Here is a 5,841-nt window from a genome sequence, read left to right as displayed (position 1 = left end):
GCCCGCGGCCGCCCGGGGCGTGGCTGCCGCCCGGTGCGGGCGGCCTGGTCCGGGCGCGGCCGTAGCGGCGGCGCTCTATCAGCGCCACCGCGCCCGGCGGCAGCCACGCCGAGGCCGTGCCGCTGTCGTCTCCGGAGGCGAACAGGTGCGGGGCGAGCATCTCCTGGAGCTGGCCCGGGGTGGGGCGCTCCTCCGGCTGCGGACGCATGCAGGACTCGATCAGCGGGTGCAGCTCCTGGGGCAGGCCCTCCAGGTCCGGTCTCTCCCGCAGCAGCATGAAGACCGTCTCCACCGGGTTGGCGCCGTGGAACGGCGGATGCCCGGTGGCGGCGAAGACCAGCGTGGAGCCGAGCGAGAACACGTCACTCGCACCGGTGACCCCGCGGGAGTCCCGGGCCTGCTCGGGCGACATGTAGGCCGGGGTGCCCACCGCCACGTTGGTCATGGTGAGCCGGGTGTTGGAGACACCGGAGGCGATGCCGAAGTCGATCACCCGCGGGCCGTCCTCCATCACCAGGACGTTGGAGGGCTTGAGGTCGCGGTGCACCAGGCCGGCGCCGTGGATGGACTGGAGCGCCTCGGCCACGCCGGCCGCCAGCCAGCGCACCGCCTGCGGCGGCACCGGCCCGCACTCGTTGACGATCTCCTCCAGGGAGGGCGCGGGCACATAGGCCGTGGCCAGCCAGGGCACGGCGGCGCGGGCGTCGGCGTCCACCACGGCCGCGGTGTAGAACCCGCTCACCGCGCGGGCGGCCTCCACCTCGCGGCTGAACCGGACCCGGAAGAGCTGGTCCTCGGCGAGCTCGGTGCGCACCGTCTTGATCGCCACACGCCGTCCGGACGCCGAACGCGCCAGGTAGACAAGGCCCATCCCCCCGGAGCCAAGCCGCCCGAGGACCTCGAAGGGCCCAATCCGCCGTGGATCGTGCTGCGTCAGCGGCTCCACCATGTCCTGCCACCTCCCCGTAAGGGCGCTCAGAAATGCCGCCCACAGCAGCATCTCATTACGCCGGGGCGATGCGGTCCTCAGGAATGATTGTTGCGTCAGGGACCGACACCGGCGAAGCCGGGGCGGTACCGGACCGACGCGTGTCGTCCTTCTTTCCCGCCGTCCCCGTTCTTCTGCCCCGTCTTCCGTTCCTGCCGCCCGGTCCGCCCGGCCGGTCCCGCGGAGGCGGCGGGATGGAGCGTACCTTCCCGGGAACGAGCCGCTGATACGGGCCCGCTCCCGGCCGCGCCGGGGGCGCACCCCATTCGGATGCGATCAGATCGCGCCGTGATCATTTGTCGATAAGCTGACGGCATGACAGGACAAGTGACGACCGTTGACGGGCGGGTGGCCGGCCGCCGCGGTCAGGCGACGCGGCAGAAGCTGCTCGACAACCTCGGGAAGATGCTTGGCTCGTCTCCGTACCGCGATGTCAGGGTCATCGACGTGGCCCGCAAGGCGGGTACCTCGCCGGCCACCTTCTACCAGTACTTTCCCGATGTGGAAGCGGCCGTCCTGGAGATCGCCGGCGAGGCGGTGCGGGACAGCGCCGGCCTCACCGACCTGGTCGCCGAGCGGTCCTGGACCGGGCGCGCGGCGGCGGAAACGGCCGAGGGCCTGGTGGACGGCTTCCTCGCCTTCTGGCGCAAGCACGACGCCATCCTGCGGGTGATCGACCTCGGCGCCGCGGAGGGCGACCGGCGGTTCGTGCGGCTGCGCACCAAGATCCTCGGCGCGGTGGCCAGGCCGCTCACCGGCGCCCTGGAGGAGATGCAGGCCAAGGGCCGCTTCGACAAGGAACTGGTCCCGGCCGCGGTGGCCGTCTCCCTGGTCTCGATGCTGGCCTCGGCCGCCGCCCAGCCCAAGGCGCTGCAGACGCTGGGCGCCAAGCAGACCGATCTCAAGCCCGCGCTGACCCAGCTCGTCCACCTGGGCATGACCGGCAAGAAGCCCGCCAAGTAGGCCGGGCGAGGCCCGCCCCGGCCCTGACGGCGCGGCCCCGCCGGTCCCGCGCCGGTTCCCCGCCGGTCCCCCCGCCGGTCCCGGACGGGCGGCACGCGGCCCCCGCCGGGCGGACGCCCGGGAAGCGCGGCAAGGCGGGCACCGGGCGCCGCGTGACACGGGCGCATAACGGACGGCCCCGCGGCCCTGCTGGGGTATTGCGCCGCTGCGTATGCTCGGGACATGCCGATAGCCGACACCCCCTCCCCGGTCTGCGTCATAGGTGGCGGCCCCGGCGGCCTGGCCACCGCCGCCGCGCTCCGGCAGCGCGGCGTCCGCACCGTCGTGGTGGAGAAGGGAGGCCAGGTCGGTACGTCGTGGCGCGGCCACTACGACCGGCTGCGGCTGCACACCACCCGCCGCTGGTCCGCCCTGCCGGGCCTGTCCATACCGCGGTCGGCCGGCCGCTGGGTGGCCCGCGACGACTTCATCGCCTACCTGGAGGAGTACGCCCGCCACCACCGGCTGGAGCTGGCCACCGGGGTCGAGGTCTCCCGCGTCGAACCGGCCCCCGGGCGGCAGGGCTGGCTGCTGAGCGCCAACGGCGGCCGCGAGCTGCGCGCCGCCTCCGTGGTGGTGGCCACCGGCTTCAACCACACCCCGTTCGTGCCGGACTGGCCGGGACGCGACGGCTTCACCGGCGAGCTCCTGCACGCCGCGCACTACCGCGAGCCCTCCCCGTACCGGGGCAAGGACGTGCTGGTGGTCGGGGTCGGCAACACCGGCGCCGAGATCGCCGCCGACCTGGCGGGAAACGGCGCCGGGCGGGTCCGGCTGGCCGTGCGCACCGTGCCGCACATCGTGCGCCGCTCCACCCTCGGCTGGCCCGCCCAGGCGAGCGCGGTGCTGTGCCGGCGGCTGCCGGTGCCCCTGGTGGACCGGATGGCCCGGCCACTGGCCAGGACCCTTCCCGACCTGTCCGGATACGGCCTGCCCCGCCCCGAGACGGGCCTGTACTCGCGGGTGAGGGAGGGGGCCATCCCGGTGCAGGACGTGGGCCTGGTGCGGGCGGTGCGGCGCCGGCTGGTGGAGCCGGTCGCCGCGGTGCAGCGCTTCGACGGCGCCAAGGTGCTGCTCACGGACGGCGAGGTGATCAGCCCCGAGGTGGTGATCTGCGCCACCGGCTACCGCCGCGGGCTGGAACCGCTCGTCGGGCATCTGGGCGTGCTGGACGGCAACGGCCTGCCGCTGGTGCACGGCCGGGACACCCATCCGGCGGCCCCGGGGCTGCGGTTCACCGGATACACCAATCCGATCAGCGGCATGCTGCGCGAACTGGCCCGGGAGGCGCCGCGGATCGCCGCCGCGGTGGCCCGGGAGCTCGCCGCCGACCGCGGCCCGCGCCGGAAGCGCGAGGGGGCCGCGGCCGCGGGCGGTGCCGGAGGCGCCGGCCGGCGGACGGCCTGAACCCGCGGCAGCACCCGCCGGGACGNGGGGCCGCGGCCGCGGGCGGTGCCGGAGGCGCCGGCCGGCGGACGGCCTGAACCCGCGGCAGCACCCGCCGGGACGAGGCCGGGAGCGGGCCGGAATCAGGCCGGGAGCGGGCCGGAATCAGGCCGCTTTCCGGCCGTCCCCGGGCATCAATACCTGGCCGGAACCTTTCCGCCACCGGAGGCACCGGGCGCACCGGACGGTTCCGATGAACGGTTCATGTCAGGAATGTCGGATACGCCGGCGGTCTCCTGCGCACCGGTCACCGCACCGGCCGCCGCGCGGTCCGCACAGTCCAGCTCGCACCAGATCCGCTTGCCGTCCGCCTCGTACTGCCAGCCCCAGCGATCGGCCAGCAGTTCCACCAGCTCCAGGCCGCGCCCGCCGGTGTCCTCGCCGCTCGCGCTCCGCCGCACCGGTGCCCGGCTGCTCACATCGACGACCTCCAGGCGCACCGCGGCGATGCGGCGCCCGCCCTCCGCTCCTGCGCCCTCCGGCACCGCGAGGCCCAGGCGCAGCACGGCGGGCCGGGCGGTGTGCACCACCGCGTTGGTGACCAGTTCGGAGACCAGCAGCACCAGGGTGTCGGCCTGATCCCGGTCCGGGCCGCCCGGCCCCGCGTCGAGCTGCGCCCGCGCCCAGTGCCGGGCACGGCGCACCTCCGCCGGGTCGCGTCCGACGTCCAACTGTCTCAGGAGCCACTGCACTGTCGCTCTCACCGTTTCGTTCCGGAATTCTTCCCGGATAGCTAGGGACCGGCGTCTGGGCAGTCCGGGCCGCGGCGCGGCCGGCAGATCCGGCCGCCACGGCGGGATGCGTGGAGAGCCGCGAAACCCGGGAAACCTCAGCATGATGACCCGAGACCGGGGCAACAAGCGCTTCGGGAATATTCCGGCGCAAAGGAGTACGTCTGCCGCAAAGTGTGCGAGTCCTGGCCGCGCCGATCGAACACCGCGCGTTCGACACTCCACGGTCAGGCCGAACGGCATCCGGGCGGAACGTTCAGGCAGACAGCGGCTCGGCGGCGTCGTCGGCCGCCGATTCCAGGTCCGGATAGCAGTCGAAGAGCCGGCGCACACCCAGTGCCGCCAGCACCCGGTTGACGTGCGAACCGTCCTCCGCGCCCTGCGCGGGCAGGATCAGCCGCAGGCGGCCGGCGCAGGACCGCATCAGGCGGCGCGCCGCGATCAGCACGCCGACCCCGCTGGAATCGCAGAACTGCACCCCGGCGAGATCCAGCACCAGATTCCGGCGGCCGTCCGCCACCGCGTCGTGCACATGCTGGCGCACCGACGGGGCCGTCATCAGGTCGAGTTCTCCCTCGACCCGCAGAACGGCCCATTCCCCCCGCTTTTCTGGCAGCACCTTCAAAGACACGTGCCGCAGCCCCTTCATAGTCGTCCTCCGTGTCACCGAACCGCCCGCGGAACGGCGCAGCAACACCTCCGCGGCCCGTCCCGCCGGCTGGAGCGGGACACCCCTCCCGGGATAAGGGACCACTCTATGCCCGGCCGGGTCCGCCGGGAGGATCACCGGACCGGGTGGAAAACGGCCCGTGGAGCGCTCTGCCCACTTTCGGCCGGACCACGCATGGCCGGACTCATCCTCTCCGCCCCGGCTTGCGTCTTCCGCACCGGGGGCCGGCGGCCCGGCACGGCCGGCCGGCCGGCCCCGGCCACTAGAGTTGACGGACCACGACGACGGTGGGGAAGGGTGGGGTCGCCATGGCGCATGAGACGCCCCCGCGCTGGGACCGGACGATGCGCGAGCGCCTGCGCCAGGGAGAGGCCGCGGCCCTGGCCGAGGTGTACGACCGCTTCGCCTCCCTCTCGTACCACGTCGCCGCGCGGCTGACCGGGGACGGCGAGGCCGCCGCCGAGGTGACGCAGGAGGTGTTCGCCGGGCTCTGGGAGTCCCCCGACCGCTTCGATCCGGCGCAGGGACCGATGCGGTCCTGGATCGCCGCCGAGGCCCACCGGCTGGGCGTGGCGCGGCTCAGGGAGCGGGCCGCGGAGCAGGAACCGGAGCGGCTGTCCGCGCAGATCCGGGCGGCGTCCACCGCGGCCCGCGCGGACTACATCGTGGCCTCCATGCCGGTGCCGCTGCGGGACGCCCTGTCCTTGACGCGATTCGAGCGGCTGCCGTACCCGGAGGTGGCCGAGCGGCTCGGTATCGCGGAGGATGAGGCCCGCCGGAGACTGCGGCTGGCCCTGCAACTGCTCGCCACCGCCGGCAGCTACGGCACCACCGGGGAGGTCCGCGGCGACGGCCGGGCGGAGGAGGCGCACACCATGACCCCCAGCACCGCCGCCCGCGCCGCAGGTTCCCCGGCCCCCGCTCCGCCGGGCCCGGCATGCGGGCCGCAGGCACCGGGCGCGGCGAACGGCGCCGCCATCGGCCCGCTCGCCGCCGACGCGCCC

At 74.6% G+C, this 5,841-nt stretch carries 6 protein-coding genes; 3 read left to right on the top strand and 3 right to left on the bottom strand.

What is annotated here, in order from left to right; translation table 11 throughout:
- Positions 1-949 (bottom strand): serine/threonine-protein kinase (locus GQS09_RS26415; RefSeq protein ID WP_165990058.1); only part of this gene is annotated, 949 nt, incomplete at its 3' end.
- 354 nt (positions 950-1,303) lie between these two features.
- Here GQS09_RS26415 and GQS09_RS26410 point away from each other — a divergent pair.
- Entirely contained in the window at positions 1,304-1,951 is a 648-nt protein-coding gene (locus tag GQS09_RS26410) for a TetR family transcriptional regulator (protein WP_165990057.1), read from the top strand.
- Between the two features lie 222 nt (positions 1,952-2,173).
- A complete protein-coding gene (locus tag GQS09_RS26405) occupies positions 2,174-3,397 on the top strand; it encodes an NAD(P)/FAD-dependent oxidoreductase (RefSeq protein ID WP_165990056.1) in 1,224 nt (407 codons plus the stop codon).
- 173 nt (positions 3,398-3,570) lie between these two features.
- On the opposite strand, the gene GQS09_RS26400 is transcribed toward GQS09_RS26405, so the two are convergent.
- Positions 3,571-4,107: an ATP-binding protein gene (locus tag GQS09_RS26400; RefSeq protein ID WP_399552609.1), complete on the bottom strand. Its 537-nt coding sequence runs from the start codon at positions 4,105-4,107 to the stop codon at positions 3,571-3,573.
- A gap of 316 nt (positions 4,108-4,423) precedes the next feature.
- The gene (locus tag GQS09_RS26395) at positions 4,424-4,816 is read right to left on the bottom strand and encodes an STAS domain-containing protein (RefSeq protein ID WP_207958310.1); all 393 of its coding nucleotides are present in this window, start codon (positions 4,814-4,816) and stop codon (positions 4,424-4,426) included.
- A gap of 329 nt (positions 4,817-5,145) precedes the next feature.
- Between GQS09_RS26395 and GQS09_RS26390 the strand changes: the two genes are divergently transcribed.
- Positions 5,146-5,841 (top strand): RNA polymerase sigma factor (locus GQS09_RS26390; protein WP_165990055.1); only part of this gene is annotated, 696 nt, incomplete at its 3' end.

The organism is Streptomyces sp. YIM 98790 (assembly GCF_011421595.1).
Taxonomy (GTDB): Bacteria; Actinomycetota; Actinomycetes; order Streptomycetales; family Streptomycetaceae; genus Streptomyces.
Note: the sequence above shows the minus strand (reverse complement) of the source record. Positions and strands in the feature narration are given on the sequence as shown.